28 protein-coding genes are annotated in these 26,042 nt (G+C 48.7%); 18 read left to right on the top strand and 10 right to left on the bottom strand.

Annotated features, from left to right (window positions below; genetic code table 11):
- Positions 1-83 precede the first annotated feature (83 nt).
- Both BM318_RS04870 and BM318_RS04865 read left to right on the top strand, forming a co-directional pair.
- On the top strand, positions 84-536 hold the full coding sequence (locus tag BM318_RS04870; protein WP_092981108.1) for a deoxycytidylate deaminase: 453 nt from the start codon (positions 84-86) through the stop codon (positions 534-536).
- Positions 533-2,152 carry a S41 family peptidase gene (locus BM318_RS04865; protein WP_092981106.1) on the top strand — a complete coding sequence of 540 codons (1,620 nt, stop codon included), beginning with the start codon at positions 533-535 and terminating at the stop codon, positions 2,150-2,152. Before BM318_RS04870 ends, BM318_RS04865 begins: the two co-directional genes overlap by 4 nt.
- A 16-nt stretch (positions 2,153-2,168) precedes the next feature.
- Here BM318_RS04865 and BM318_RS04860 read toward each other — a convergent pair whose 3' ends face one another.
- Positions 2,169-2,375 (bottom strand): hypothetical protein, encoded by a 207-nt coding sequence (locus BM318_RS04860; protein WP_092981104.1) that lies wholly within the window; start codon positions 2,373-2,375, stop codon positions 2,169-2,171.
- A gap of 131 nt (positions 2,376-2,506) precedes the next feature.
- Here BM318_RS04860 and BM318_RS04855 point away from each other — a divergent pair, with 131 nt between their 5' ends.
- Complete coding sequence (locus BM318_RS04855) at positions 2,507-3,076, top strand: DUF3109 family protein (protein WP_092981102.1); 570 nt, start codon at positions 2,507-2,509, stop codon at positions 3,074-3,076.
- On the opposite strand, the gene BM318_RS04850 is transcribed toward BM318_RS04855, so the two are convergent.
- Both BM318_RS04850 and BM318_RS04845 read right to left on the bottom strand, forming a co-directional pair.
- Positions 3,066-5,000 (bottom strand): tetratricopeptide repeat-containing sensor histidine kinase, encoded by a 1,935-nt coding sequence (locus BM318_RS04850; RefSeq protein ID WP_245759739.1) that lies wholly within the window; start codon positions 4,998-5,000, stop codon positions 3,066-3,068. The two genes, BM318_RS04855 and BM318_RS04850, sit on opposite strands and share 11 nt — an antisense overlap.
- Before the next feature lie 12 nt (positions 5,001-5,012).
- A complete protein-coding gene (locus BM318_RS04845; protein WP_092981099.1) occupies positions 5,013-5,750 on the bottom strand; it encodes a LytR/AlgR family response regulator transcription factor in 738 nt (245 codons plus the stop codon).
- Positions 5,751-6,093: 343 nt separating this feature from the next.
- Between BM318_RS04845 and BM318_RS14520 the strand changes: the two genes are divergently transcribed.
- The 4 genes from BM318_RS14520 to BM318_RS04825 all read left to right on the top strand — a co-directional run bounded on the left by BM318_RS14520 (position 6,094) and on the right by BM318_RS04825 (position 10,864).
- Complete coding sequence (locus BM318_RS14520) at positions 6,094-6,222, top strand: hypothetical protein (protein ID WP_262501544.1); 129 nt, start codon at positions 6,094-6,096, stop codon at positions 6,220-6,222.
- Positions 6,219-6,794: a hypothetical protein gene (locus tag BM318_RS04835; RefSeq protein WP_092981097.1), complete on the top strand. Its 576-nt coding sequence runs from the start codon at positions 6,219-6,221 to the stop codon at positions 6,792-6,794. The genes BM318_RS14520 and BM318_RS04835 overlap by 4 nt, the downstream gene beginning before the upstream one ends.
- Before the next feature lie 474 nt (positions 6,795-7,268).
- Positions 7,269-8,255: a ribonucleotide-diphosphate reductase subunit beta gene (locus tag BM318_RS04830; RefSeq protein ID WP_092981095.1), complete on the top strand. Its 987-nt coding sequence runs from the start codon at positions 7,269-7,271 to the stop codon at positions 8,253-8,255.
- A gap of 119 nt (positions 8,256-8,374) precedes the next feature.
- On the top strand, positions 8,375-10,864 hold the full coding sequence (locus tag BM318_RS04825; RefSeq protein ID WP_092981093.1) for a ribonucleoside-diphosphate reductase subunit alpha: 2,490 nt from the start codon (positions 8,375-8,377) through the stop codon (positions 10,862-10,864).
- Positions 10,865-10,946: 82 nt separating this feature from the next.
- Here BM318_RS04825 and BM318_RS14515 read toward each other — a convergent pair whose 3' ends face one another.
- From BM318_RS14515 to BM318_RS04815, 4 genes are all read right to left on the bottom strand, one after another.
- Positions 10,947-11,081 (bottom strand): hypothetical protein, encoded by a 135-nt coding sequence (locus BM318_RS14515; protein ID WP_262501543.1) that lies wholly within the window; start codon positions 11,079-11,081, stop codon positions 10,947-10,949.
- 24 nt (positions 11,082-11,105) lie between these two features.
- Positions 11,106-11,252 carry a hypothetical protein gene (locus BM318_RS14390; protein ID WP_177218262.1) on the bottom strand — a complete coding sequence of 49 codons (147 nt, stop codon included), beginning with the start codon at positions 11,250-11,252 and terminating at the stop codon, positions 11,106-11,108.
- Between the two features lie 175 nt (positions 11,253-11,427).
- The gene (locus BM318_RS04820) at positions 11,428-12,078 is read right to left on the bottom strand and encodes a gluconate 2-dehydrogenase subunit 3 family protein (RefSeq protein ID WP_177218261.1); all 651 of its coding nucleotides are present in this window, start codon (positions 12,076-12,078) and stop codon (positions 11,428-11,430) included.
- Complete coding sequence (locus tag BM318_RS04815) at positions 12,078-13,787, bottom strand: GMC oxidoreductase (protein ID WP_092981089.1); 1,710 nt, start codon at positions 13,785-13,787, stop codon at positions 12,078-12,080. The genes BM318_RS04820 and BM318_RS04815 overlap by 1 nt, the downstream gene beginning before the upstream one ends.
- 205 nt (positions 13,788-13,992) lie before the next feature.
- Here BM318_RS04815 and BM318_RS04810 point away from each other — a divergent pair, with 205 nt between their 5' ends.
- The 5 genes from BM318_RS04810 (at position 13,993) to BM318_RS04790 (ending at position 19,161) form a co-directional block, all read left to right on the top strand.
- Positions 13,993-14,991, top strand: a complete 999-nt coding sequence (locus tag BM318_RS04810) for a sugar phosphate isomerase/epimerase family protein (protein ID WP_092981087.1) — start codon at positions 13,993-13,995, stop codon at positions 14,989-14,991.
- Between the two features lie 12 nt (positions 14,992-15,003).
- Positions 15,004-15,447: a DinB family protein gene (locus tag BM318_RS04805; protein ID WP_092981085.1), complete on the top strand. Its 444-nt coding sequence runs from the start codon at positions 15,004-15,006 to the stop codon at positions 15,445-15,447.
- 5 nt (positions 15,448-15,452) lie between these two features.
- On the top strand, positions 15,453-16,682 hold the full coding sequence (locus tag BM318_RS04800) for an MFS transporter (protein WP_092981084.1): 1,230 nt from the start codon (positions 15,453-15,455) through the stop codon (positions 16,680-16,682).
- Between the two features lie 77 nt (positions 16,683-16,759).
- Positions 16,760-17,998 carry an MFS transporter gene (locus tag BM318_RS04795; RefSeq protein ID WP_092981082.1) on the top strand — a complete coding sequence of 413 codons (1,239 nt, stop codon included), beginning with the start codon at positions 16,760-16,762 and terminating at the stop codon, positions 17,996-17,998.
- Positions 17,999-18,024: 26 nt separating this feature from the next.
- Positions 18,025-19,161 (top strand): Gfo/Idh/MocA family protein, encoded by a 1,137-nt coding sequence (locus BM318_RS04790; RefSeq protein WP_092981081.1) that lies wholly within the window; start codon positions 18,025-18,027, stop codon positions 19,159-19,161.
- A gap of 71 nt (positions 19,162-19,232) precedes the next feature.
- Here the strand turns inward: BM318_RS04790 and BM318_RS04785 are convergent, their stop codons facing one another.
- Positions 19,233-19,700 carry an ASCH domain-containing protein gene (locus BM318_RS04785; RefSeq protein ID WP_092981079.1) on the bottom strand — a complete coding sequence of 156 codons (468 nt, stop codon included), beginning with the start codon at positions 19,698-19,700 and terminating at the stop codon, positions 19,233-19,235.
- 143 nt (positions 19,701-19,843) lie between these two features.
- Here BM318_RS04785 and BM318_RS04780 point away from each other — a divergent pair, with 143 nt between their 5' ends.
- The 6 genes from BM318_RS04780 to nadD all read left to right on the top strand — a co-directional run bounded on the left by BM318_RS04780 (position 19,844) and on the right by nadD (position 24,564).
- Positions 19,844-20,902 carry a sugar phosphate isomerase/epimerase family protein gene (locus tag BM318_RS04780; protein ID WP_092981077.1) on the top strand — a complete coding sequence of 353 codons (1,059 nt, stop codon included), beginning with the start codon at positions 19,844-19,846 and terminating at the stop codon, positions 20,900-20,902.
- Positions 20,895-21,653 (top strand): 3-keto-disaccharide hydrolase, encoded by a 759-nt coding sequence (locus BM318_RS04775; protein WP_092981075.1) that lies wholly within the window; start codon positions 20,895-20,897, stop codon positions 21,651-21,653. The genes BM318_RS04780 and BM318_RS04775 overlap by 8 nt, the downstream gene beginning before the upstream one ends.
- Positions 21,654-21,778: 125 nt before the next feature.
- Positions 21,779-22,513 (top strand): 3-keto-disaccharide hydrolase, encoded by a 735-nt coding sequence (locus tag BM318_RS04770; RefSeq protein ID WP_092982073.1) that lies wholly within the window; start codon positions 21,779-21,781, stop codon positions 22,511-22,513.
- A 31-nt stretch (positions 22,514-22,544) separates the two neighbouring features.
- The gene (locus BM318_RS04765; protein ID WP_092981073.1) at positions 22,545-23,402 is read left to right on the top strand and encodes a YicC/YloC family endoribonuclease; all 858 of its coding nucleotides are present in this window, start codon (positions 22,545-22,547) and stop codon (positions 23,400-23,402) included.
- Complete coding sequence (gmk, locus tag BM318_RS04760) at positions 23,402-23,980, top strand: guanylate kinase (protein ID WP_092981071.1); 579 nt, start codon at positions 23,402-23,404, stop codon at positions 23,978-23,980. Before BM318_RS04765 ends, gmk begins: the two co-directional genes overlap by 1 nt.
- Positions 23,980-24,564: a nicotinate (nicotinamide) nucleotide adenylyltransferase gene (gene nadD / locus BM318_RS04755; RefSeq protein WP_092981070.1), complete on the top strand. Its 585-nt coding sequence runs from the start codon at positions 23,980-23,982 to the stop codon at positions 24,562-24,564. Before gmk ends, nadD begins: the two co-directional genes overlap by 1 nt.
- On the opposite strand, the gene BM318_RS04750 is transcribed toward nadD, so the two are convergent.
- Together BM318_RS04750 and BM318_RS04745 are read right to left on the bottom strand one after the other, a co-directional pair.
- Positions 24,561-24,983, bottom strand: a complete 423-nt coding sequence (locus BM318_RS04750) for a hypothetical protein (protein WP_092981069.1) — start codon at positions 24,981-24,983, stop codon at positions 24,561-24,563. The two genes, nadD and BM318_RS04750, sit on opposite strands and share 4 nt — an antisense overlap.
- 111 nt (positions 24,984-25,094) lie before the next feature.
- Complete coding sequence (locus BM318_RS04745) at positions 25,095-25,835, bottom strand: DUF6503 family protein (RefSeq protein WP_245759738.1); 741 nt, start codon at positions 25,833-25,835, stop codon at positions 25,095-25,097.
- Positions 25,836-26,042 lie beyond the last annotated feature (207 nt).

Genomic DNA, 26,042 nt, shown 5'->3' with positions numbered 1-26,042 from the left:
ACGTCCTGCCATTGCCGACATCTTTAAAAGCCGGTATCTTAGTACCAAAGCGGTTATTCCCGCGTTAGCATTAAAAGCACGCCTTGAAGAAACAGGAAAAATACGATAGGGCCTACTTAAGAATGGCTTATGAATGGGGTAAATTATCCTATTGCAAACGGAAACAGGTGGGAGCCATTGTCGTCAAGAACCGCATGATTATCTCCGATGGGTATAACGGAACCCCAACGGGTTTTGAGAACTTTTGCGAAGATGATGAAGGGTACACCAAATGGTACGTACTTCACGCAGAAGCCAATGCAATTTCCAAAGTAGCCTCCTCCACGCAAAGTTGTGAAGGCGCTACCCTGTATATTACCCTTTCACCCTGTCGGGAATGCAGTAAACTCATCCACCAGTCCGGGATTCGGCGTGTTGTATACCGCACCGCCTACAAGGACGATTCCGGCCTTCGGTTTCTGCAACGAGCCGGCGTGGAGTTATTGCATCTACCCGAGCATGAGGAAGCCCCAACATTGAAGCGAGAATTGCCTTGAAAAAGAGTTACTACATAGGACCGGCAGTGGTGGCCCTGGCATTAGCGCTGGGAATATTTGTAGGGGGAAAACTGAATTTCAACGATTCCCCGGAACGGCTCTTCAGCACCAATTCCAAAAAGGACAAGCTCAACCGGCTTATCGATTACATCGACTATGAGTATGTCGATGAGGTCGATACGGATAGCATTGTCGATGTTACGGTAAATAACATCCTCGATAAACTGGATCCACATTCGGTCTACATCCCCAGATCAGAAATGCAGCGTGTCAGTGAAACCATGAAAGGAGATTTTGTGGGGATCGGCATAAATTTCTACACCCTGAGGGATACCATTACCGTAACGCGGATTATTCGCGGAGGCCCAAGCGAGAGGGCCGGTCTGGAGCCTGGAGACAAAATTCTTATGGCCGATAAGGATACCCTTTACGGAAGGGATCTGCCGGATTCTGAAATCGTTTCCCGACTTAAGGGAGAGGCGGGGAGCCGGGTGGCACTCCGGATTTATCGCAAAACAGAAGGCCGCACTTTTGACTTGAATTTAACCCGGGACAAGGTGCCATTGCGCAGTATCGATGCTTCGTTTATGCTCACCCCGGATATGGGGTACATCCGTATGAACCGATTCGCAGATTCCACCTTCGAAGAATTCGGAGAAGCGCTGGATGCTTTAAAGGACCAGGGGGCTAAGAAACTCACGCTGGACCTGAGGGATAATCCAGGAGGGTACCTGCACATTGCCGAACGCATTGCGGACACCTTTTTGCCCAAGGATAAACTCATCCTTTTTACACGTAACAAAAAGGGACAAACGGATTCCGTTTTCGCTACTTCCCGTGGAAATTTTGAGAACCGACCGGTCTTTGTCCTGATCAATGAACGTTCTGCTTCCGCCTCTGAAATTATTGCCGGAGCCTTGCAGGACAACGACCTCGGGATTATCGTTGGCCGCCGGTCGTTCGGAAAGGGCCTGGTGCAACGGGAAATGGATCTGGGAGATGGCTCTGCGGTACGCCTGACGGTTTCCCGGTATTATACCCCTACCGGCCGATCCATCCAAAAGGATTATCAGAACGGGAATCAAGACTATTATGAGCGCTTTACCCAGCGCTACCACAATGGGGAATTAATGACGGCAGATAGCATCAAGGTTGCCGATTCCCTTAAATTCACCACTCCCGGAGGTAAAGTCGTTTACGGTGGGGGAGGAATAATTCCCGATGTTTTTGTTCCTATCGGTTCTAACGAGGAGGAAGCCATTTCAGCCCTGGATTCGAGGGGATATTTCTCGCGTTTTGTATTTGAACATCTGGAGGAAGACCGCAGCAGGTATTCCGACTATGATGCCCAGCGATTCCTGGAGGAATTCCGAACGGACGACATACTTTTTGACCAGTTAATCCAGTTCCTGACCGCCTTTAATTTCAACATCAATTTCTACGACTACGAAGACAGCTTAAAGGCCTATATCAAGGCAGGCATTGCCGAGCAATTATTTTCCCCGGATCTTAAAGCGCGCATTCTTGTACCTGAGGATGATATGCTCCAGCGTGTTTTGGACCTCGACAAACCAAAGATTTCTCAGGACGCTGATTCCGCAATCATCAGGGACTAATTCAGGAGTTAAGAAATTAGCCTTCTTCCTCCAGTTTTTTCTGGATCCTTTTGGCGTTGTTGAAGATCAACAGCAGAACAATAGCGCACAAACAGGCCAGAATCCCGATCATGGCTACAATACTATCCTTGCCAAAAATATCTGCAGGATCGACCATGGTAACATTGAAGGCAATAAGGCCAATGGCAATAAGCAGCAGTACTATAAGTAGAATCTTGTTCATTTCGCTAGCATTTATAATGCCTCTTCTAGATACGGTGCAAAGGTAGGAGGTTCTCGCTAAAATCAGAGCAGCTTTTTGCAGATCCTTTCAATCCACAGGCAAAGCGATATCTTTGCGGAAATCCTGTTCTCATGTTCGAATTGGGGAAGACTGTAGTTTCAGAAGAAATCCTGGATGAGGCCTTTGTTTGCGACCTCAATGCCTGTAAAGGAGCCTGTTGTGTCGCCGGGAGTTCCGGTGCCCCAGTAGAAGAAGATGAACGCGCTATCCTGGACGAAATCTTTCCCAGGGTCAAACCCTATTTACGCCCCGAGGGGATCGCGGCCATAGAAGCCCAGGGCACCTATGTAAAGGGAGAAGATGGAGAGTGGGAGACTCCGCTGGTCGACAATAAGGAATGCGCCTATGTGGTCTTTGATGGCACGACGGCACTTTGCGGGATCGAGGCAGCACAACGCGCTGGTGCTGTTGACTGGAAAAAGCCGGTATCCTGCCATCTCTATCCGGTTCGTGTACGCCATTACACCGCCCTGACCGCTGTAAACTACCACCGCTGGCATATCTGTGATGCCGCTTGCAGCCTAGGACAACAATTGCAAGTACCGATCTATGTCTTTGTCAAGGAGGCATTGGTCCGGAAATTCGGAGCGGCCTGGTATTCGGAGCTGGAGGAAGTAGCTAAATCGCGGGTTAAAGGGTAGGAATCTTTAGGGAGACACAGGTTCCTGAGGCTTCACCGGTCTCGCCATACAGGTCATTAATGCTCACATCAAAGCGGTTCTGGTAGTCCTTTGAGAAATTAGCCAGGCGCTCTTTGGTGTTGGCGATTCCAACAGATTTGCGTTTAAGTACTTTGTTTTCCTGTAGCTTCTGAGCCGCCTCACGCCCGATTCCATTATCGCAAATAGTAATCAGAATGGATCCTTTCTCCGGAGCTTCCACATTTACCCGTAGCGTTTTGTTTCCCTTTTTGGAGGAAAGCCCATGCCAGAGGGCGTTTTCCAGAAAGGGTTGCAGGAGGAGGGAAGGAATTCGTATGGAAGCAGGATTTACTTCAGGATCTACCACAATCTCGAAATCGATCTCGTGATTGAAGCGAATATTTTCAATATTCATGTAGAGTTCAATAGTTTCCAACTCCTCTTCGAGCGAGGTTTCCCGAACCGAGGAGGCCTCCAGGATTTTTCGGACCAGCTTGGAAAACTTATTGAGATAGTGAACGGCGTTTTTCTGCTCGTTATTAATAATGTAGAGCTTAATCGAATTCAACGAGTTAAATAAAAAGTGCGGATTCATCTGGCTTCGCAGCATACTTTGCTCCAGGGCCATCACTTTTTTCTCGCTCTTAAGCTGATACTGCCGGTAAACGATGTAGAGGATCAGGGTAAACATGACCAGCATAAGGGCGCCGACCAACAACGTGGTTTTGTTCCGGCGCAGTTTGAGCTTTACGATTTCGTTCTCCCGATTCAGGAGCTCAATCTGGTTATTCTGCTGATCATTGTTATAGCGCTGCAGGACGTCGTTCACGTACCGGATATTTACATCATTGGTTACCCGGTGGGAGTAGTCTTCTGAGGTCTTGTAATATTCCAGGCTCGCTTTATGATCCCCCCGGCGTTCTGCGATTTCTGAAAGTAGGGCATAGGCCGTGGAAAGATCGCTGAAGAAGTTGAGCTCTTCCCCAATTTCAATGCCCTGTAAAAGCAGGTCTTCTGCCGTGTCCAGCCTGTTGAGTTTTACTGCAGCCCATCCCTGGTTTATAAGGATTTCAGAAATGATCTGTTGATCTTTTGTTCCCCGGGCCTGCTGTTCTGCTTCGGCCAAAAGTGGCAGAGATGCCTCAGGATTCCCTTGCTTGATAAGTACCCTCCCGATACTCAATCGGCAGATTGCCTGCCCGCTGATCGATCCGATCTCAATGTCGTATTCCAGGGCTTTGCGATAGCGAACCAGAGCCTGCTCCAGCATTCCTTTGGCCTCCAGACATTCCCCGAGGTTTTGATTGTTCACCGCCATCCCCCGGGTGTTGCCGAGTTCGGCTTCTAATTTCAGCGAAAGACCAAAGTGTTCGATAGCCTTGTCGTATTGCTCCAGGGTTTTGAAGATGTTTCCAATACTGTTCAGGCTTACATTTTTGCTGCGTTTGATCCCTACAGAAGGATTGTCGATCCGGTTCGCCAGTTCCAACGCTTCCGTACTGTAATCCAGCGCAGTTTTGATCGATTCCATACGCCGATAGACTACCCCGAGCATGTTGAGGCTGAAAATCCGGAACTCCACATTATCGGCCGTATTCGCAGCTTCCAATGCTTTTTTATGGAATTCTATGGCTTCCTCATATTGCGAGATATTGCGCAGCCTGGTACCCTCCTGGTTGTAGGCATAGGAAAGCCCGTCGAGGTATCTTTTCTCCTCACAGACGGCGGCAAAATATTTCATCAGGTTCGCGTCCCGGCGATAGGGTCGCATAGGTGTATTGATCTGGCTGTAGCTCCTTGGTCCGGCCTGAACCAAACTATCTACCAAGGCTTTGAACTCCTTTGGGGGTTCCTGAGCGTGAAGTACGGTTGTAAACGATAATAGTATTAGGAAAAATCGAAGTTTAAGGCAGATCATGCGCATGTTACCCCGGGATTAAATCAAGTCCAGGAAATCCGATTTTTTCTGACGGGAAACCGGAATCTTATGGTTGGACTTAAGGACAACATAGCCATCGGTTTTGATAAATTCCGCGATCATGTTGAGATTGATGATGTAGGAATTGTGGACCCGGAAAAAAGAGTCTTCCGGCAGGATTTGTGCCACCTCTTTCAATTTTTTTGTCAAAACAATCTTCTGGCCATTGGCTAAATAGATTGTGCTGTAATTTCCATCTGATTCGGCATAGAGAATGTCGTCATTCTCGAGGAATAGCAATTTCCCATCGGTGTTCAGGGTAATACGCTTTTTTTGCCCGCCTACTTGTTGTTCGGTGAGAATGCGTTCTAACCGCTCGGCCGTAAGATTCTTGGAATTGTGCTTGCGGATTTTGGCAATGGTGTCCTTCAGGTCATCGGAATCTATCGGCTTGAGGAGGTAGTCAATAGCTTCATTTTTCAACGCTTTGATGGCATACTGATTGTAGGCTGTGGTAATGACAACGGCAACATCGGGATTCTGCATTTTTTGGATGAACTGAAAGCCATCCATGGTGGGCATTTCAATATCCAGGAAAAGGCAATCCGGCGGCGTAAGTGCCAGGTAATCGAGGGCCTCCATGGGATCGGTAAAGGAGGCAACTACTTCGATATCATCGGAAAAGTTGGTCAATTCCCATTGCAGGCTTTGCAAGGCCTTTTCCTCATCATCTACTATTACTGCCCGTAATTTCATAACTCCCCTTTGATTGGTGAAAATAATCAAAAATGGTGGGAGGGTCTTATCCCCAAAATCAAAGATGTGCCATCGGTTCTTATCGCCGTATAGATGGACGGTATCGGATGATTAATGGCAGCAGGGGAATTCTTATTGGGGATTGTTTTCAAAACCCGATTTCAATGGCCCGAAGAGCGTATTGCGAATTATACAGAAAAAGGCCCCATTCGTACATGTAGCCTTCGATTAACTCTTCGCAATTGCGTACTTCGGATTGCAGAACTTAGAAGTAATGCCGGACATGAAGCGATGTTTCTTTTTTTTCTCGGGCTTGGTACTTTCCATTTTATGCTTTGTAATTGTGGAAGCAAAGCACCAGCCCACCCTGGATCCGCAGGCCGATGAAATAATCTCGGATCCCGTGGTTTCCTCCGCTTCAGAGTACCAAACCAAAGAAGCCCCTGATCTCAATTTGGATAAAAGCCTATGATCCTTAATTCAAAGAATGTATTTCGTTTGTCGGCAGGCCTTTTGGCTATCGCGGCGATATTCCTTTGTATTTCCTATGTGACGCCAGGTACTGGTTTTCGGGGTACCCAACAGGGTAGCGGCCAGTATTCACTAATTTCTGAACTCGACGGGGAAAAGCATTTTTTCCAGGGGCCGGTGTATTTCGAAATGGCCCAACAACATAGCGGGGTAGATGAACAACCCGTATTCAAACTTCATTTTATAAATGCCGAGGTTAAGTCCGGCAACGGATTCGGTTTCCTGATACCTCTTGAGAAGAATCAGGAGGAGATCAATGCGGATCGCTATAGTGTAGTTAAGGAAAGTGGGGTTCCGGGTTCAAAGCAAGAAACGGTGTTTGGCTATGCCGACGTCCTGAGCGAGGGATCCGCCCTGTATTTTACCGAAACAGGAAGCATATCCATTTCCCGGGTAGAAGCTCAGGAAGTGGTGGGCGAAATGAATATGTGGCTTAAAAGCGCCAATGGAAGCCGGATGCGGGTGCGTGGAAGCTTTACCGCCATCCCATTGAAACAGACGGCGTCCTTTTAAGTGAAGATTGAAAAAGAGAATAAAAACAATGATGTCAAACGTAAGTACGGTCCTGCAGGAGTTCGTTATGTTATAACAGCTACGTACAGGCGTATGGTTTACAGTACTGCGGTGTAACAACTGCGGGTTCGATTTTAGGTTTCGGGGGAACTACCTGGATCGGCACATTGTAGTCCATTTTATTAGTAACGCCGGGGACCGTACGGTTTGACAAAATTTTCAAGAACCGAATAGTATGCAAAAAGCTACTGTTCGGTTTATTTTTTGCCATTCATTTCCAACCAGATTTTTTCAATTTCCCGAAGGGCTTTATTAATCGTTGCCCAGCTCACATTTCAACATCTGGTGTTAAAAACTTTGAAGGGTTTGCGGATAAATCGACTTTCGATTTCGATTCCAATTTTGAATCTTTGTTAGTCCCGGGAGCAGGGAAAAAATTCACAATTCTTTAACACTAATATAACACGAGGAACCATGTCTGATGTCCAAGAACCCATTTTGAAAGAAAACGACGATCGTTTTGTCCTATTTCCTATTAAACACCACGATATTTGGCAGTGGTATAAGAAACAGGAAGCTTGTTTTTGGACGGCAGAAGAAATTGATCTCCAGCAGGATTTAACCGACTGGAACAATAAGCTAAGCGACGACGAGCGTTACTTCGTGAAGCATATACTCGCCTTCTTTGCTGCGTCTGATGGAATCGTTAATGAGAATCTGGCCGAGAACTTCGTGAGTGAATGTCAGTATACGGAGGCCAAGTTTTTTTACGGTTTCCAGATTATGATGGAGAACATCCACTCTGAGACATATTCACTATTGATCGACACTTACGTGAAGGACGAAAAGGAAAAAAACGTTCTCTTCAAGGCAATAGAAAACTTCCCCGCCATTAAGAAGAAAGCCGACTGGGCCCTGAACTGGGTGGATTCCCCGAGCTTTGCCGAAAGGCTTATTGCCTTTGCCGCTGTGGAAGGAATTTTCTTTTCCGGAGCGTTCTGTTCTATTTTCTGGTTGAAGAAACGCGGCCTGATGCCCGGCTTAACCTTCTCAAACGAGTTGATTTCCAGAGATGAAGGGATGCACTGCGATTTTGCGGTCCACCTGCACAACAACCATTTGGTAAACAAGGTGCCTAAGGAGAAGATCACCAAGATCCTGACCGATGCTCTGGATATTGAGCGCGAGTTCATCACGGAATCCTTACCGGTAAGCCTTATCGGAATGAATGCCAAGCTCATGACGCAATACCTGGAATTCGTAACTGACCGCCTGTTGGTAGAGCTGGAATGCGAAAAGGTATACAACGCGACCAACCCATTTGATTTCATGGATATGATTTCACTTCAGGGGAAAACGAACTTCTTTGAAAAGCGTGTTTCTGAGTACCAGAAGGCAGGAGTCCTGAACAAAGAGCAGGATGCCGATTCCCAAAAAATCAGCTTCGACGCCGATTTCTAAGAGTATTTAATAAGAGAGCGCTCCCTTCCGGTTTGTTGAAAGCAGGACCAGGGTACATCCGGGTACAGCGGATGAGGAAGAACCAACACCAACCTAATATCAGAATAATTTAAAGAGCAATGTTTGTAGTTAAAAGAGACGGCCGTAAAGAGCCGGTAATGTTCGACAAGATTACGGCGCGTGTCCGTAAATTGTGTTATGGCCTCAACGACCTTGTCGATCCGGTCAAAGTGGCCATGCGGGTTATCGAAGGTCTTTATGATGGAGTAACCACTTCGGAATTGGATAATCTGGCAGCTGAAATTGCCGCGACCTTAACTACAACCCATCCCGATTACGCCAAGTTGGCGGCACGTATCTCAGTTTCCAACCTGCATAAGAATACCAAGAAGTCCTTTACGGAAACCATGCGGGATCTTTACGAATACGTGAACCCCAGAACCGGCAAAAAAGCTCCGCTGATTGCCGATGATGTCTTTAAGGTCATCGAAGCCCATGGCGATAGCCTTGATTCCATGATTATCTACAACCGGGATTTTGGGTATGACTACTTCGGTTTCAAAACCCTGGAGCGGTCCTACCTGCTAAAAATAAACGGAAACATTGCTGAGCGACCTCAGCACATGCTCATGCGGGTGGCGGTTGGAATACACCTGGATGATCTCGACTCCGTAAAGGAAACGTACGAGTTGATGTCTAAAAAGTACTTCACACACGCTACGCCAACGCTCTTCAATTCTGGTACCCCGAAACCACAGATGTCTTCCTGCTTCCTTCTGGCCATGAAGGACGATAGTATCGATGGCATTTATGATACCCTGAAACAAACCGCTAAGATCTCCCAATCTGCGGGAGGAATAGGTCTGTCTGTTCATAATATCCGGGCTACAGGATCTTACATTGCAGGTACTAATGGAACCTCCAATGGACTGGTACCTATGCTGCGCGTTTTCAACGATACGGCGCGGTATGTAGACCAGGGGGGTGGGAAGCGCAAAGGGAGCTTTGCCATTTATCTCGAGCCGTGGCATGCCGATATTTTCGACTTCCTGGAACTGAAGAAAAACCACGGGAAAGAGGAAATGCGCGCCCGCGACCTTTTCTATGCCATGTGGGTTTCCGATTTGTTTATGAAGCGCGTTGAAGCGGATGCCGACTGGACCCTGATGTGTCCTAACGAGTGTCCGAATCTATTCACAACCCACGGCGAGGAGTTTGAAGCACTCTATACCCAATACGAGGCGGAAGGCCGCGGTCGCAAGACTATCAAAGCGCGTGATTTGTGGGAGAAAATCCTCGAATCTCAAATTGAAACGGGAACACCTTATATGCTCTATAAGGATGCCGCCAACCGCAAAAGTAACCAGAAGAACCTGGGGACGATCCGTTCTTCCAACCTCTGTACGGAGATCCTGGAATACACGGATGAGGATGAGGTAGCGGTTTGTAACCTGGCTTCTATTGCACTGCCCATGTTTGTGAAGAATGGGGAGTTCGATCACAAGGAGCTCTTTAAGGTTACCAAGCGAGTAACCCATAACCTGAACCGCGTTATCGATCGGAACTACTACCCGGTACCGGAAGCCAAAAATTCCAACATGCGTCACCGACCAATTGGATTGGGAGTTCAGGGACTGGCCGATACATTTATCATGCTGCGTCTTCCCTTTACCTCAGACGAGGCTAAGACGTTGAACCAGGAAATCTTCGAAACCTTGTATTACGCCGCTGCAACGGCTTCTATGGAACTCGCGAAAGAAGAGGGGTCCTACCAGTCGTATAAAGGCAGCCCGATCTCTGAAGGTACCTTCCAACACAATATGTGGGGAATCAAGGACGAGGAATTGAGCGGTCGCTGGGATTGGGAAAAACTGCGCAAGAATATTAAGAAGAACGGCATGCGCAATTCCTTGTTAGTAGCACCTATGCCAACAGCGTCTACTTCTCAGATACTTGGGAACAATGAATGTTTTGAGCCATATACCTCAAATATCTACACCCGTCGCGTACTCTCCGGGGAATTTATCGTGGTGAACAAACACCTGCTAGAGGACCTGGTGCGTCTGGGGCTGTGGAACGAGACTATGAAACAGGAATTGATGCGCGCCAATGGATCCATTCAGCATATCGATGGGATTCCGGAGGATATCAAAGAGCTGTATCAGACGGTGTGGGAATTGAGTATGAAAGACATCATTGACATGAGTCGCCAGCGAGGTTACTTCATCGATCAGAGTCAGTCGCTCAACCTCTTTATGGAGAACGCAAACTTTGCCAAGCTCACTTCAATGCACTTCTATGCCTGGAAGAGCGGGCTGAAGACAGGAATGTACTACCTGCGCACCAAATCTGCTGTGGATGCGATCAAGTTTACTCTGGATAATAGCAAGAAGAAGGAGCCAGTAGCCGTTGCAGAAGCTACAGAGGCTGTTGGGGTTACCCCGGCAGCAGAAGTTCAGGCCAAGGGCGCAAAAGCCATGGATGTGCAGACAACTCCTGTAGCGGATGAAGTAGCACCGATGAGTCCGGAAGAGATGAAGGCGCTAATTGCCCAGGCCAAAGCCGCTTCGGGAAATCCCGATGACGATTGCCTGATGTGTGGCTCTTAAAGAATAGTGTTTATTTCTCGTGAAAATGCCTCAGCAACCCCGACCTACCGGGTGCTCTTTGCTGAGGTATTTTTTTGCGCCTTTAATCTTTGAATAACGGGCCTGCAAGGCCACGCATGGCAACGTAGAGCAGCACATAGGCTGCAAGTAAGAGAAATGAGAGATCCAAAACCGCGTGTTTATAGTACATACGCTTGTTGTAGCGTATTTGGATCACAGACGTCAGAATTTTAACACAAAATTACTCTCCTTGCTGATTGGCCAAGGCATTATCAGCGGATGAATCTTCTGAAATTCGGGACTTGAAACGTTGGTAAATGATAAAGGCTAGCGCATAAAGAGCAGCGTAAGTACCCATCAGGTACATGTAGGATTCAATTTGGTTCATAAGGGCGAGATTTGGGATTCTCTACAGTCCAAAGTACGAAGAATCTGACCTCGCTGGGATAAAATGCCTCTTTTTTCGATGAAATACCCTTATTCCACCAGGCGTCAGAAAGAAAAAACCGGGTTGCAGCTTAGTTGCAACCCGGTTTTCAGGTAATCGTCGTTAAAGTATATATCTATATGGACCAGGCCTTACCACCTGTCAATTCATCGACGTCTCCGCAGGGTACATACTCCCCGGGAACCGGAAGATAGGCGAGTACTTCTTCGCCAATGTATTCGCTGGATTTATATGCCCAAATTGCGGCGCCACGCATGTTTTGCGCAAAGCCCCGCGAGGCAATTTTATCGTCCAGGGTAGCTTCCTCGCCGGCTTCCATGGCCTGGAAATAAGCCATCATGGCCTCATTCATGGCCATTTCTTCCTCTTCATCCAGTTTAACAAGGGCTTCAGCCAGTACAGGCTCGATATCTGCGGTCTCAATATCCGCAGCAGATTCCTTTCCAGAAGCTTCAAGTATACTGGATACAAAAGCTCCCATACCCATACGCAACATTTCTTGCTCCTCCAGCGGCACAACCTCATCCATATATTTATCGATGAAGGCGTGGACCTGGAGTTCAGAGGCGGAAGGGGTATCCGTTTTAGGGAGAATTATATCCACCGTTTTCAGGAGAACATCTCCTTCCTCCTGGCTAAAGAAAACCGGCGTAAAAACGGGTCCGGTTTCGCCCTGGCAACTCTGTAAAATACTCAGAAGTGTAGGAGTAGCTACGGCTGCTCCCATGGCCAATCCCATATTTTTTAATACTGCTCTTCTTTCCATCAGATTCTTCCGTTTTTGAGTTCATTTACTGCATGGTTGGCAGCGCGAGCCGTAAAGGCCATATAGGTCAGTGAAGGGTTTACGCACGAGGCCGAAGTCATAAAGGCTCCGTCGGTTACATAGACATTCTTACAAGCGTGAACCTGGTTATTGCCATTCAGTACCGAAGTCTTTGGATCGCGACCCATACGAGCCGTTCCCATTTCGTGAATCCCCAAACCGAGGTAGCTGTCATTATCAAAGCCCTGTACATCTCTTAATCCGGCTTTTTCCAGCATGTCTACGGCTTGTTCCTGGATATCCTTACGCATATTCAGTTCGTTGTCGCGGTACTCAGCGTCAAAGGTAACCGTAGGCAGACCCCACTGGTCTTTTTTGTCATAATCCAGGGTCATGCGGTTGTCTTCATAAGGAAGTACCTCTCCAAATCCTCCCATACCGAAGGTCCAGCCTCCGGGTTTAAGGATGGCATCCTTAAGGGCTTTACCGTGGCTGACTTCTGCAATCACGTCTTCCCAGTTCCCACGGCTGGCACCGCCCTGGTAACCATATCCGCGTGTAAAGCTATCTACATCGGTATTTCCTCCGAGGTTGCGAAAGCGTGGCAGGTAAATGCCGTTCGGTTTTCTTCCTTTGTAATATTTATCCTCATACCCATCGAATTTTCCAGAGGCTCCGACATTGAGGTGGTGGTCCATAATGTTTCGCCCCAGTTGGTCGGAATCGTTCCCCAATCCGTTTTCAAAGCGATCGGAACGGGATTGCATGAGGATGGAGGTAGAGGCCACGGCGGAGGCACAAAGGAAAATCACCTTGGCCTTAAATTCATAGGTTTCGCTGGTTTCCCGGTCAATAACCTTAACCCCCGTTGCTTTCTGCGTATCCGGATCGTAAATGATTTCGTGTACAATAGAATCCGGACGAACGGTTAGGTTTCCGGTGCGTTCGGCGGCCGGAAGGGTAGACGACAAGCTGCTAAAATAGGCTCCGAAAGGACAGCCACGAATACAGCGGTTTCGATATTGGCAACGCATCCTGCCTTCAAAAGACTTATCGCTATTGATATGAGCAACCCGTCCTGCGGTCATGATGCGATCTTCGTATTGCTCTGCTATTTTTTCACGAACATGTTGCTCAACGCAATTGAGCTCCATCATGGGCTCGAAGATGCCATCGGGCAGAACGTCCAGGCCAAGCTTTTCGCCGGTTACCCCGATATAGGACTCAACCTTGTCGTACCAGGGGGCTATGTCCTTGTAGCGTACCGGCCAATCAACTGAGATACCTTCATCGCGGTTGGCAGTAAAATCCATTTCATTCCAGCGGTAACTATGGCGTCCCCACATAATGGACCGTCCTCCCATATGGTAGCCGCGCATCCAGTCGAATCGCTTGGTTTCGTTATAGGGATGGTCCACGTCGTCCACAAACCAGAAATTGTGTTGCGCCCGAACAGTATATCCTGTCCTGGCCTGCTTTTCCTGTCGAGCTGCCTGCTCTCGGGTTAACGCTCCGTTATTTGGAAAATCCCAGTCGTCCATATTGGCTGTGGGGTATTCTCCGTGCTTTACCATTCTTCCCCGTTCCAGGACCAGGGTCTTCATACCCGCCTCACAAAGCTCCTTGGCGGCCCAGCCACCACTGATTCCGCTACCGACAACGATAGCATCATAGGAAGCCTGTTCCTGGTTGTAATAGAATTTACTCATGTAATTTTTTGTTTAGTCTCTAAATGTATTAAATATTAAATATATTTTCTACATTTAAATCCCCGGATTTCCGAGGGTTTAGCAGTTTTTTACGCATTGGTTTGCGGATAAGGCAATGAGGCCTAATAATTTATCCGCTAATCGATGATGGGCAAGACCTTCGGGCTTATTCCTACTTCGATAGTATAATCCTAGCCATACTTTAATGAAAAGAAGAAAATTCATCCAACAAGGATCCCGGGCAGGAGTGGCCCTCTCACTTTTGGGAGTTGCCGCCTGCAAGAATAAAGAGAAGACCGAAGCCGATGCAGAAATGCCGGAGGAAATGACAAGTGCTGCGCCCTTTTTTGAACTATCGCTCGCGCAATGGTCAATTCACCGCATGATCCGGGAAGATGGACTCGATCCCTATGCCTTTGCCGAGAAAGCGGCCGCATGGGGCTTCAAAGGCCTGGAATATGTAAGTCAGCTCTATAGGGGCCAAATGGAGGCGGCCGAAAATGAGCAAGTTGGTATGGAGGATTTTGTAGCGCGGAGCAATGCCGAAGCCGCCCAGTATGGATTAGTCAATGTACTGATTATGATCGATGGGGAAGGCCCGCTTGCCCACCCTGATGAAACGGAGCGAAACAATGCCATCGCCAATCATATAAAATGGGTAGATGCAGCTGCTGCGATGGGGTGTCATGCGGTTAGGGTTAATCTCTCCGGTAATGACAATGAGGAGTCCTGGATTGAAAGCTCTATCGCCGGTTTACAAGGGCTATGTACCTATGCCGCTGAGAAAAACATCAATGTCCTGGTTGAGAATCACGGCGGGTTTTCCTCTAATGGAGCCCTCCTTGCTCAGGTAATGCAAGGCGTGGCGATGGACAATTGCGGAACCCTTCCCGATTTTGGAAATTTCTGTATCCGACGCAACGACCCATCCGACTGGAGTTCGGGTTGCGCTGAAGCGTACGACATCTATAAAGGGGTCGAGGAACTCATGCCCTTCGCCAAAGCAGTAAGCGCCAAATCCCATGATTTTGACGCCCAGGGTAATGAGACGGAGATCGATTATGTGCGAATGCTCCAGATCGTTAAGGATGCCGGTTATTCCGGATATATCGGAGTGGAATACGAAGGGAGTGAACTAGGGGAAGAAGCCGGAATCCTGGCCACCCGCGATTTACTGCTTGCAGCGGCCGCATCCGTTTCCTAATTAATCCGGTACATGAAGGCATTTTTTCATCAGCTTTTCGATTACAACTTTTATTGTAATCGCATGATTATTGAATTGGGTACCGAATCGGGGGAATTGCCCGGCAGGTCCCCGCAGCTCTTCAGCCACATCCTCAATGCCCACCACATCTGGAACAAAAGAATGCTGGAGGAAACGCCGGACCTTACGGTATGGCAGGAGCACAAACAGGACGCCTGGGAGGAAATTCACTACGAAAACCAACGCAGCACTTTCGAAATAATCACCAATACAGACAATTTCGACCGACGGATTGACTATATGAATAGCCGGGGCGAGACCTTTACCAATGCGCTCCAGGATATGCTCTTTCATATCATTAACCATTCCACCCATCACCGGGCTCAACTGGCTGCAGAATTCAGGGAGGCCGGCCTGGAACCCCTGGTTCTGGACTATGTATTTTACAAACGATAAGCACAATGAAAAGTAAGATCTGGACCCAGTTATCGGCCATGATGTTCCTGGAGTTTTTTATCTGGGGGAGCTGGTTTGTTACCATGGGCATTTATCTGCCCGCTGCTTTGGAGGCAAGCGGGGCTGAATCTGCCCTGGCCTACGCCACCCAATCCTGGGGAGCTATTGTGGCCCCATTTATTATAGGGCTTATCGCAGATCGTTACTTTAATGCCGAACGAATATTCGGATTGCTGCATCTGGTTGGAGGCGTGCTGATGGTTTTTCTGGCCCGGGCCGAAACCTTTGCCGTTTTCTACCCTTACGTCCTGGGTTATATGATTCTTTATATGCCCACCTTGTCCCTGGCGAACTCCATCTGTTTCTATCAACTCACCGACCCGGCAAAGCAGTTTTCTTTTATCCGTGTCTTTGGGACAATCGGCTGGATTTTGGCAGGGCTTTCGATCAGTTTTATTTTTGGTTGGGACAGCCCCGAGGGCATGGCCCAAGGTGCGTTGCGCAATACCTTCTACCTGGCAGCTGGAGCTTCCTTCCTGTTGGGACTTTTGAGTTTTATCCTGCCCAAAACCCCGCCTCAGGGGAAAGGCTCAGGGAAAACAAGTATACGGGACCTGCTGGGGCTGGATGCCCTTAATCTCTTGAAAGATCGCAATTACGGTATCTTTTTCGCCGCTTCCGTTTTGATCTGTATCCCGCTGGCTTTTTACTATCAGCATGCCGGGCAATTTATTGGGGAGATAGGGGTGAGCAATCCGGCCGGGAAAATGACATTGGGTCAATTCTCCGAAATCCTGTTCATGTTGTTGCTGCCTTTTTTCTTTAAGCGTTTCGGTTTCAAGAATACGATCATCGTGGCTATGCTCGCCTGGTTCCTCCGCTATGTCTGCTTTACTTATGGCGATGCGGGTGAAGGTGTCTGGTTGGTGCTGACCGGGATCGCACTGCACGGGATTTGTTATGATTTCTTTTTTGTCTCCGGACAGATTTATACCGACCACAAGGCCGGCCCTGCAATCAAGAGCGCTGCTCAGGGGTTAATTACCCTGGCCACCTATGGCGTTGGGATGCTCATAGGATTCTGGGTGGCCGGAAAACTGACCGATGAATTTGCGCTGGGTCCGAACGCCCACCAGTGGGATCAAATCTGGATTTATCCGGCGGGATTCGCATTGCTCGTCATGCTCTTATTTGCCTTATTATTCAAAAACGAAGACGTGAGTTACGAGCACTGATGTGCGCAAAGCTTTTATTTTAATATCTTCAACCCATTGACGATACCATCCAATTAGCAAACCAAACGCAATAATCCATGAAAGAAGTTAACAAGAATAAGCTTTTTCTGGCTGCCTGTATTTCCCTGGTGGTCACCGCAATGACCTTCGCGATCCGCGCTGGGATTTTGGACCAACTCGGCGTACAATTCAACCTTACCGATACCCAATTGGGGTATATCAACGGGATGGCCTTTCTGGGCTTTCCTATTGCAACGGTAATCGGGGGATTACTCTACAACACCCTCGGCGCACGTAAACTCATGATGATTGCCTTTGCCTCGCACATCCTCGGGCTGGTATTAACCATCCTCGCAGGGGGCTTCTGGTCCTTACTCATTTCCACCTTCTTTATCGGATTTGCCAATGGATCTGTAGAAGCGGCCTGTAACCCAATGATTGCCGATATGTATACCCGAAACCGCACGGCCATGCTCAACCGCTTCCACGTTTGGTTTCCCGGAGGAATCGTAATCGGGGCCCTGGTGTCCAAGTTTATGACGGATTTTGACATGGGCTGGCAATTGCAAATCGGGATCATGCTTATCCCGACTTTAATCTATGGTTATCTCTTCTTTAAAGAGCAATTCCCGGAAAGCGAGCATATCGAGACCGATACGGGACTAAATATCCGATCGCTTGCGTCACCCTTGTTCATCTTTATAATCATCTGTATGACCCTGACCGCAATCTCGGAGTTTGGTCCCCAACAATGGGTAGAGCGTATTCTGGGGAATTCGGGGGCAAGTCCTATGCTAATCCTGGCAATGGTTACCGGGATCATGGCCGTTGGTCGCTATTTTGCCGGATTCATGGTTCACAAATTAAACCCGATAGGGGTACTGCTGATGTCGGCTATTATAACCACCGTAGCCGTTTATAGTATGAGTATCGCCGAAGGGGGAATGATCTATGCTGCGGCTGTTTTGTTTGCCCTTGGCGTTTGTTATTTCTGGCCAACGATGATTGGATTTACCTCAGAATACCTGCCTAAGACCGGTGCCCTGGGGATGTCACTGGTAGGTGGAGCCGGAATGCTGTCTACGGCGATTTGGCAGCCTGTCATTGGCTCCTGGCTCGATAGTGCCCGGGAAAATGCACTGGCCTCAGGAGTGGTACAGGAAGCCGCGGAATTGGCGGCGGGAAAAGCCACGCTTGGCAAAATGATGTTCTTCCCGCTCACCGTTGCGGTACTCTTTGGAATACTGTTCTTTTTCCGAAAGAAATTGGAGGAAGGACGCGTGCCTCAAGCACATGGGGCCGAAGAAATTGTTTAATTCATCACTAATTATCTACAAATAAGATGCCTGCTAAAATCAGATTAGGAATTCTCGGGGGAGGCGGAGACTCACTTATCGGAGTCCTGCACCGCGTGGCCGCGCATATGTTCGATGCATATGAAATAACCGGAGCTGTGTTTAACCCAAATCACGAAGATAGCCTTGCCTTTGCTCGTGAGTTGGGCATTCCCACCGATCGGATATATCCGGATTTTGACACCCTGATTGCAGAGGAGCTGAAACTTCCGGAATCGGAACGGATTCAGGTTTGCTCGGTACAGACACCGAATTTCCTGCATTTCCCTATGGCCAAAAAACTCCTCGATAACGGTTTTCACGTGATCTGTGAAAAACCAATGACTACTACCTATGAGGAGGCCAAAATCCTGGAGGAGGCGCATAAAAAAGCAGGTACGGTATTTGCCCTGACACATACCTACACCGGATATCCCATGGTTCGCCAAATGCGCGAAATGATTGCTTCCGGAGTACTTGGCCGAATCCATAAGGTAGACGCCCGGTATTACCAGGGTTGGATCAACCCGATCATTCACGACAAGGCCAAGCGCAAGTCGGTTTGGCGATTGGATCCGGAAAAAGCGGGGATCAGTTCCTGTATGGGCGACATTGGAGTCCACGCTTTCAATATGGTGGAATACACCACAGGACTCCGAGTAAAATCCCTGCTGTGTGATTTCAATTATATGTACGACGACAACCTGATGGATGTGGATGGAACCGTGCTGATCCGCATGGACGACCACGTTAAAGGGGTAATCCGTTCCAGCCAGGTAGCCACCGGAGAAGAGAATGGATTGGCCATTGCTATTTATGGTGAAAAAGCGGGGCTGAGATGGGAGCAGGAAAACCCGAATTTCCTATACCTGTTGAGCGATACCCAACCCTTGCAGGTGTATAAGCCCGGGCATGCGTACAATTCCGAGTTATCCCTGGACGGCACAAAATTACCCGCCGGACACCCAGAAGGAATTTTCGATTCCATGGGGAATATTTACAAGGGTGCTGCCAAAGCAATCCGCGGTGAAAAGTACGACGAAGGCGAATTCCCAACGATGACTGATGGAGTTCGCGGAATGAACTATATCGAAGCTACAGTTGCTTCACATAAAGGCGGGAATATCTGGGTGGATATGGATTAGCGCTTCCTCCTGGAAACACAGTATTATTCGGGCCTGATGTTCACAGCATCAGGCTCGTTTTGTTTGGCACCTCAGGATTCTGGAAATACCCGTTCAAACACTTCGCATACCACGATCATGCTATCGCGCGGGACACGGCCAAAAGGTTCCAGCTCTCGGGTAAAGTAGTCCCAGTGCTGGGTTTTCCAGTAATCCAGGGATCCATCGCCTTCTCCTTCCATCTTGGCATAGGAAGAGGAAATGCTAAAAAAGGGTTTGAGCCTAACCGCTGTAGTGCGCATTATGCACTTGGCTTCTCCTTCCCAATCGGTAAGGACGGTAAAGTCTCCCAGTTTTGGCAAGGCTTCCTCGCGATATTGCAATCCCAGGAGGGATTGGCTACTTGCTCTTTTCTTTCCTTCCAACACCAATTTCAGGCAGGTATTCGCGAGTTCGGGATTATCTCCAAAATGACGAACCCGGGGTTCATCCACAAAGGCGTATTCCAAATGCTTGTCGAGATAATCGCCCCATAAGCGCTTGGCAGAAGCGTTTTTCATGTCTATATTTATAACCCTGCCCCCGAAGCCGGGAAGCGAGTAATTCTTCTTCCTAAATATAGGGCATTCCTAATAAAGGCCGAAGCGGATTACCGGAACGTTTTTTCGCTCCGGCCAGGACTAAAACCTAAAAACAACCAACGATGAAGACTATAAAAGGCCCGGCGGTTTTCCTGGCACAGTTTGTAGACAGCAAAGCGCCTTTCAACACGCTGGATGGCATGTGCCAATGGGCTGCCGATCTCGGCTATAAGGGCATCCAAATCCCTACCTGGGAAAGTTTCCTGATAGACCTGGACAAGGCGGCGGAAAGCCAGGATTATTGCGATGAACTCAAAGGAAAGGTGCAGTCATATGGGCTTGAGATCACAGAACTCTCCACCCACCTGCAGGGGCAGCTGGTTGCGGTTCACCCGGCTTACGACCTGATGTTCGACAACTTTGCCCCGGATAAGGTCAAGAATAATCCAAAGGCCCGTACGGAGTGGGCAGTGGACGTGGTAAAGAAAGCGGGTACTGCCAGCAGGAAGCTTGGGATTAAAGCCCATGCGACCTTCTCCGGAGCCCTGCTCTGGCACACCTGGCACCCCTGGCCCCAACGTCCCCCGGGACTGGTAGAAATGGGTTTTGAAGAGCTCGCCAAACGCTGGAAGCCTATCCTGGACCATTTCGATAAGGAAGGTGTGGATGTTTGTTATGAGATTCATCCTGGCGAAGACCTGCACGACGGAGATACTTTTGAGCGCTTCCTGGCGGCTACCGGAAACCATCCCCGGGTTAATATCCTATATGATCCCAGCCACTTTGTACTGCAGCAACTCGACTATATTACCTACATAGACCATTACCACGAGTTTATTAAATCCTTCCATGTGAAGGACTCGGAGTTTAACCCGACGGGGAAAAAGGGTGCATTTGGTGGGTATAACGATTGGGGGGACCGCGCCGGACGCTACCGTTCCCTGGGCGACGGTCAGATCGACTTCAAAACCATCTTCTCCAAACTCACCCAATACGGATGCGACGTCTGGGCGGTCATGGAATGGGAATGCTGCATTAAGAGCCCGGAACAGGGAGCCCGTGAAGGGGCCATCTTTATCCAGGACCACATTATCGAGGCTACGGAAAAGACGTTTGACGATTTCGCCGGAGGGGAAATCGACACCGAGATGTTGAAAAAAATACTGGGAAATAATGCGTAAATCAACACTGGGCCTGCTGGCCCTAATGCTAGTTGCCCTAGCTTGTAAAGGAAAAGAAGAATCCCGGGAACCGGCAATGGCAGCTGCTTCAGAAGAGGCGGAACCAATCGCTGAAAACCCGGAGTGGACAGTGCTTTTTGATGGCAGTTCTCTGGATGCCTGGAAAGCCTATAATGGCGATGCAATCCCGGACGCCTGGTCTGTTGAAGATGGTGCCCTGGTCTTTACACCGCCGACGGAGCGCATCGAAGGTCAGAATTACAATATCGTGACCCGCCAGGAGTTCTCCAATTTTGTGCTATCCCTGGAATGGCGCATTTCCGAAGGTGGAAACAGCGGAATTTTCTGGGGGGTTGCCGAAGGGGAGCAGTACGGACAACCTTACGTAACGGGCCCGGAAATCCAGGTCCTGGACAACGAAAAGCATCCCGATGCTAAGGCCGGGACCACGCATCAGGCGGGGGCGCTTTACGATATGGTTGCCCCGGCGTCGGATGTGACCGTGCCGGTTGGTGAATGGAATCAGGTGGAAATCACCGTGGATTACGCCAATGAGGCGGGAAAGGTGGTGCTGAATGGGACGGAAATCGTTAGCTTCCCCCTGGGTAACGAAGCCTGGGATGCTATGGTGGCCAAATCCAAATTCGCGGATTGGGAAGGTTTCGGAGCTTTCCATACCGGGAAGATTGGCTTGCAGGACCACGGCGATGTGGTGTCCTACCGAAATATTAAAATCAAATCATTGGACTAATGAGAAAATACAAGATATCCGTACTATCCGACTTTCGCCAACTGTGCACAATTACCTGTGCATTCCTCCTGCTCGCTGCCTGCGGGGAACAAGCAACTTCAGGAAATGCTGATGCTGACGAAGCCATGGCAACCGATGGCCCGCAGCCCATTGTATACGAGGAATACCAGGGCGAAGAGCCTACAAAACCAGAGGAAACCGAACTTTATGAACCCGTGCCACCGGAAGTTTCTCCCTACAGCCAGGGTGGAGCACCGGCGGACGCTATTGTACTTTTCGACGGCACCAATTTTGACCAATGGGTTATGACCCGTGACAGCAGTGAAGTGGTTTGGCACCTGAACGATGACGGGAGTATGACCGTTGCAGACAAAACCGGAGATATCCAGACCAAACAAGAGTTTGGGGATATCCAGCTTCACATTGAGTGGCAATCCCCGGCCGACGTACAGCGAGACAATCAGAATCGGGCCAATAGCGGGGTGTTCCTGAATAATCTCTATGAGGTACAGGTATTGGACAACAATGATAACCCAACGTATACGAATGGTCAGGTGGGATCTATTTACAAGCAGCATATCCCTTTGGCAATGGCCTCCGTTCCTTCCGGCGAGTGGAATACCTACGACATTATCTATCACATGCCTGAGTTTAACGAGGCAGGGGAGAAGATCAAGTCGGGAACCCTCACCGTAATTCACAATGGCGTCCTGATTCAGGATCATGTCGAAATCAAGGGAACAACGCCGTATATTGGCTGGCCAAAGAACCCGGCTCACGGGAAAGGGCCATTGCGATTGCAGGACCACCAGGACAATAGCCGGGTGAGCTATCGCAATATCTGGGTACGGGAACTTTAGGGTTACTGCCCGGATTTAAATCCGCATTACTATGATTCATTCCATGACCGGTTTTGGAAAGCAAATACTCCAGCGACCGGGAAAGAAGATTACCGTTGAAATCAAATCCCTGAATAGTAAAAACCTGGATGTCAATGCGCGCGTACCCCAGGCTTATCGGGAGAAGGAACTAGCTTTTCGCGACCGGATCGCAAGAGCCCTGGTGCGTGGCAAAGTAGACTTCTCGCTCTATGTTGAGTCTAACGGAGCTTCCGCGAATAGTGAAATCAACCAGGCCGTTGTAGGTGCCTATATGGAGCAGCTGGCAGAACTTGCCCACGGGGAACAGGTGCAATTTCTGGAGATGGCGCTCCGACTACCCGATGCCCTGAAGACGGCACGGGAAGAAATTGACCCGGAGGAATTCCAGGCTATTGAAGGCGCACTGGATCAGGCCATTGAACAATTACAGCATTTCCGCCTGGAAGAGGGTCGAGCCCTGGAGCAGGACTTCCGCAACCGCATTAAAACCCTAATGGAACAATTGGAGGAAGTGGGACGGCAGGACGCCAGGCGTATAGAAGCGGTACGGGAACGCCTGGAGCGGGCGGTAGCAGAACTTAAGGAGTCCGTGGATAGTAATCGCTTTGAACAGGAATTGATCTACTACCTCGAAAAATACGATATCACGGAAGAAAAAGTCCGTTTGGCCAAACACCTGGAGTATTTTGGGGAGTCACTTGATTCTGAGGATTCCAATGGAAAAAAACTGGGCTTTATCTCTCAGGAGATCGGTCGCGAAATCAACACTATCGGCTCTAAGGCCAATGACGCTTCCATGCAACGGATCGTAGTCCAAATGAAGGATGAGCTCGAAAAGATCAAGGAACAAATGCTCAATGTCTTGTAATGAAGGGAGGAAAGCTCATAGTATTTTCGGCTCCTTCCGGGAGTGGTAAAACCACAATCGTCCGGCACTTGCTCGGCCAGCCCGAGTTAAACCTCGCATTTTCGGTTTCGGCAACATCCCGACCCCGCAGGCCTCGCGAGCATCAGGGCGAGCATTATTATTTTATGAGTGTTTCGGAGTTTAAGAAGCATATCAAAAACGGAGATTTCCTGGAATGGGAGGAAGTATACCGGGACAATTTCTACGGCACCTTAAAGAGTGAGGTCGAGCGACTCTGGGCCGAAGGGAAGAACGTGATATTCGATATCGATGTCGCGGGAGGTTTGCGGATCAAGAAGAAATTCCCAGACCAAACCCTGGCCGTATTTGTGAAGCCCCCAAGTGTGGACGAATTAAAAATACGTTTAAAGAAGCGCAGTACGGAAGACGACGACAAAATCAATATGCGTATTGCCAAGGCCTCTGTGGAATTGGCCACCGCTCCCCAGTTCGATAAGATTATTAAGAATTACGACCTGGACACCGCCTTAAAGGAGGCTACTGAACTCGTTGCTGCGTATATCGCTGATAAGAGCTGATGAAACGCACAGGCCTTTTTTTCGGGACCTTTAACCCACTGCATATCGGGCATCTGGTCATCGCGAACCATATGGTGGAATTTTCAGAGCTGGAGGAGGTTTGGTTTGTGGTTACCCCACGCAGCCCTTTCAAAGTCAAAGACAGTTTGCTCGAGGACCATCACCGCTTCCAGATGGTATACGAAGCCGTGGCGGATTATCCGAAGTTGGGGGTTTCCGACATCGAATTTAAACTCCCGCAACCCAACTATACCATCGATACCTTAACGGCGCTGCACGAGCGGCACGAAGGGGAGCGTACCTTTGCGCTGATCATGGGGGAGGATAATCTTCGAAGTTTCCATAAGTGGAAGAATTATGAAGCCATTTTGGAGTATTATGAGCTGTACGTGTATCCCAGATTGGGTCCCGGGACAATTCCCGATAATCTGGTGGACCATCCGCGGATTCACCGGGTCGATGCCCCGATCATGGAAATATCGGCCACCTTTATCCGCAAGCAGCATAAGGCTGGAAAGAATATTCGACCCTTACTTCCGGCTGCAGTGTGGAAGTATATGGATGAAATGAATTTTTATCGCTAAGGCTGCGGAATTCCGGGGGTTTTGGACACGCAGGTCCCGGCCCACTCAATGGCTTCACCCAGGGAGGTAAATAATTTACTGGGATAGGGGAGGAACTTTTGTTCCAGTAAAGCCACTTTTCGATTCAATTCATTATGGTATATAATTCCGTAGCCCGCCAGAGCAGGAAAGGCTCTTCCGGTTTCCAGGTACATGGTCGGGTCTACCGAATACGAATTCCGGCGGTGGCTGAGGTATACTACGGAAGCCATGGACGGATAATGTGAGATGCTGAAGGAGATCAACTCCAGGGCATGGTCCGCATTGATGACTACTCCCTCATGGACTTCCCCAATCACCAAATTTCGATACAGTTTGAATGTCCCGAAATCGAGATCCAGGGTAGTCAGATGATCCTGAAGTAGTTTTAAATGCCCCATATGCCCCCGATAAGTGTCTTTAAGTTACGCAATAAGGGCGCCTTAAAGCAGGAATCCCTTTTATTTCGACTAACGGGTCCTTTTCATCGGACAAAGGCAAATAGCGGCTGTTTAAAGGCCGCCGTCGGTAATGGTATCGGCGCCGAGGAATTTTTCATCTTTGTTGGTATACCAGCTTCGCTTTTCCGGCAGTCGCATTCCCTTGATCTCTGACTCCCCTTCCAATAAGATATACTCCCCATCGTTTTGGGATTCGTCGTGGTAGAATTGATATACGCTTAAGGCGTAGGTAATGGGATCGAAATAGAAATACCAGGTGTCTTTCCCCGTTTCCGGCTCGTATGTAACCCGCAGCACCAAATATTCGGACCCCTTAAATTCCCGTAAACTGACATTGGGATCTATCTCGGTGCCCGGATCCTGAAGTTTCATCGGGAGCCCGTACAGATAGGAATAGTAGTCCCGCCACATAACCGCCCGCTCGCAGTTGAGATTGTGTTGCTCGGCTATAGCTTCAGAAAATTCAGAACTCCCCTGATATTCCAGGCTACAGCTTTCCCCTTGCATTTGAAGTGCAGTCCGGACTCCGTCTAGTTCCATGGCAATCCGGAAAAGGGAGTTTTTCTGATTCATCGAAATGCGGCTGGTGCGATCGCTTTTGCCCGGTCGGGTAGAAACTACGGTAAAGGCGCCGGCGTAGGATCCCCAGGTCCCCTGTGGGTCGTGATAGGCAATGGAGCGCTTCAGCAATTCGTCACTGCTGATTTTAGGCTGCTGCCCAAAGACTCCTTGTCCCGAAAACAGGATAAAACAAAGGAAGGGGATCTGAAATCTGGTGCTGAGGAGTTTCATGGACACAATTTTAGAAGTTGCTACCTCAAGATAGCGAAAGGCGATAGCACTTTAACGAATATTCGGGGATTTATATGACTATACGCTTTAACCAGAGGCAAGAAAGTTAACAATATAAATATCAGATAAACAGGCATTTACATAAACAATGTAAATTTAATGTAAACTAAAAGTAAATTAAAAGTGTAATAAATGTAAAATAAATGT

Origin of the sequence: Robiginitalea myxolifaciens, assembly GCF_900115205.1 — a bacterium.
Classification (GTDB): Bacteria; Bacteroidota; Bacteroidia; order Flavobacteriales; family Flavobacteriaceae; genus Robiginitalea; species Robiginitalea myxolifaciens.
Note: the sequence above shows the minus strand (reverse complement) of the source record. Positions and strands in the feature narration are given on the sequence as shown.

What these genes read in the sequence shown, in the direction of transcription:
- BM318_RS04860 (WP_092981104.1), bottom strand. Translation starts at nt 2,375, where the DNA reads ATGAACAAGATTCTACTTATAGTACTGCTGCTTATTGCCATTGGCCTT.
- BM318_RS04855 (WP_092981102.1), top strand. Translation starts at nt 2,507, where the DNA reads ATGTTCGAATTGGGGAAGACTGTAGTTTCAGAAGAAATCCTGGATGAG.
- BM318_RS04850 (WP_245759739.1), bottom strand. Translation starts at nt 5,000, where the DNA reads ATGCGCATGATCTGCCTTAAACTTCGATTTTTCCTAATACTATTATCG.
- BM318_RS04845 (WP_092981099.1), bottom strand. Translation starts at nt 5,750, where the DNA reads ATGAAATTACGGGCAGTAATAGTAGATGATGAGGAAAAGGCCTTGCAA.
- BM318_RS04835 (WP_092981097.1), top strand. Translation starts at nt 6,219, where the DNA reads ATGATCCTTAATTCAAAGAATGTATTTCGTTTGTCGGCAGGCCTTTTG.
- BM318_RS04830 (WP_092981095.1), top strand. Translation starts at nt 7,269, where the DNA reads ATGTCTGATGTCCAAGAACCCATTTTGAAAGAAAACGACGATCGTTTT.
- BM318_RS04825 (WP_092981093.1), top strand. Translation starts at nt 8,375, where the DNA reads ATGTTTGTAGTTAAAAGAGACGGCCGTAAAGAGCCGGTAATGTTCGAC.
- BM318_RS14390 (WP_177218262.1), bottom strand. Translation starts at nt 11,252, where the DNA reads ATGAACCAAATTGAATCCTACATGTACCTGATGGGTACTTACGCTGCT.
- BM318_RS04820 (WP_177218261.1), bottom strand. Translation starts at nt 12,078, where the DNA reads ATGGAAAGAAGAGCAGTATTAAAAAATATGGGATTGGCCATGGGAGCA.
- BM318_RS04815 (WP_092981089.1), bottom strand. Translation starts at nt 13,787, where the DNA reads ATGAGTAAATTCTATTACAACCAGGAACAGGCTTCCTATGATGCTATC.
- BM318_RS04810 (WP_092981087.1), top strand. Translation starts at nt 13,993, where the DNA reads ATGAAAAGAAGAAAATTCATCCAACAAGGATCCCGGGCAGGAGTGGCC.
- BM318_RS04805 (WP_092981085.1), top strand. Translation starts at nt 15,004, where the DNA reads ATGAAGGCATTTTTTCATCAGCTTTTCGATTACAACTTTTATTGTAAT.
- BM318_RS04800 (WP_092981084.1), top strand. Translation starts at nt 15,453, where the DNA reads ATGAAAAGTAAGATCTGGACCCAGTTATCGGCCATGATGTTCCTGGAG.
- BM318_RS04795 (WP_092981082.1), top strand. Translation starts at nt 16,760, where the DNA reads ATGAAAGAAGTTAACAAGAATAAGCTTTTTCTGGCTGCCTGTATTTCC.
- BM318_RS04790 (WP_092981081.1), top strand. Translation starts at nt 18,025, where the DNA reads ATGCCTGCTAAAATCAGATTAGGAATTCTCGGGGGAGGCGGAGACTCA.
- BM318_RS04785 (WP_092981079.1), bottom strand. Translation starts at nt 19,700, where the DNA reads ATGAAAAACGCTTCTGCCAAGCGCTTATGGGGCGATTATCTCGACAAG.
- BM318_RS04780 (WP_092981077.1), top strand. Translation starts at nt 19,844, where the DNA reads ATGAAGACTATAAAAGGCCCGGCGGTTTTCCTGGCACAGTTTGTAGAC.
- BM318_RS04775 (WP_092981075.1), top strand. Translation starts at nt 20,895, where the DNA reads ATGCGTAAATCAACACTGGGCCTGCTGGCCCTAATGCTAGTTGCCCTA.
- BM318_RS04770 (WP_092982073.1), top strand. Translation starts at nt 21,779, where the DNA reads ATGGCAACCGATGGCCCGCAGCCCATTGTATACGAGGAATACCAGGGC.
- BM318_RS04765 (WP_092981073.1), top strand. Translation starts at nt 22,545, where the DNA reads ATGATTCATTCCATGACCGGTTTTGGAAAGCAAATACTCCAGCGACCG.
- gmk (WP_092981071.1), top strand. Translation starts at nt 23,402, where the DNA reads ATGAAGGGAGGAAAGCTCATAGTATTTTCGGCTCCTTCCGGGAGTGGT.
- nadD (WP_092981070.1), top strand. Translation starts at nt 23,980, where the DNA reads ATGAAACGCACAGGCCTTTTTTTCGGGACCTTTAACCCACTGCATATC.
- BM318_RS04750 (WP_092981069.1), bottom strand. Translation starts at nt 24,983, where the DNA reads ATGGGGCATTTAAAACTACTTCAGGATCATCTGACTACCCTGGATCTC.
- BM318_RS04745 (WP_245759738.1), bottom strand. Translation starts at nt 25,835, where the DNA reads ATGAAACTCCTCAGCACCAGATTTCAGATCCCCTTCCTTTGTTTTATC.